This is a genomic window from Flavobacterium nitrogenifigens, assembly GCF_003254565.1.
GTDB lineage: Bacteria > Bacteroidota > Bacteroidia > Flavobacteriales > Flavobacteriaceae > Flavobacterium > Flavobacterium nitrogenifigens.
The window spans coordinates 1-676 of sequence record NZ_QJRI01000112.1; the positions used below are offsets into that span (position 1 = coordinate 1).

2 protein-coding genes are annotated in these 676 nt (G+C 30.6%); both read right to left on the reverse strand.

Annotated elements, in window-relative coordinates; all coding sequences use genetic code 11:
- The coding region (locus tag DM397_RS00495; protein ID WP_162615434.1) for a TubC N-terminal docking domain-related protein at positions 1-312 on the reverse strand (312 nt) is incomplete at its 3' end.
- Between the two features lie 98 nt (positions 313-410).
- Positions 411-676 (reverse strand): phosphopantetheine-binding protein (locus DM397_RS00500; RefSeq protein ID WP_204251857.1); only part of this gene is annotated, 266 nt, incomplete at its 5' end.

Consider the following 676-nt stretch of genomic DNA (forward strand, 5'->3'; position numbering starts at 1 on the left):
AACTCCTTTTAGGGTAACCGCTCCGGGCATATTATACGCCAGCGAACCGCCTTCCAGCTGGCTCATGATCCACAATCGTCTTTGAGAATCCGTTAAGGGATAAGATTCGCTTTCAGGTGCCTTTGGGATTGCAGTATATTCACTATCACCTTTATATCGACTAAAAAAATCAATTAAATCTTTTTTATAAAATTTTATTTCGTTTAATATATCTTCTGTAATAACTCCAACTGGAGCTTTAATATCTAGTTTTCCATCAATTACCTCAATATTCACGTTTGATTGAAATAATTTTTTAAGTAGTATTTGCATTATTTTATTGGAATTTACTGTTTAATTGTTCTTCTAACCTCATTTTCATTACTGTTGTTTTTTCCAGTTTTATTTTTCTCATACGATAGTTAGCTTTTTTAAAAAATAAAATTTTCAGTAGTTTCATTATCTAGATTAACCTCATAAGTCATCTGTATATTTTCGATTAAAGCAGCCTGGCTTTCTAATACCATATTTTTAAATATGTCATTGAAAGTGATTTTTACATCAATTTCTTTATAGATAAGATTCATTAATCTTGTAACTGACAAACTATTTCCTCCTAATTCAAAAAAGTTATCTGTTACTCCAATTCTTTCAATTCCCAGTACCTCCTGCCATATGGAAGCCAGTTTTTCTTCTG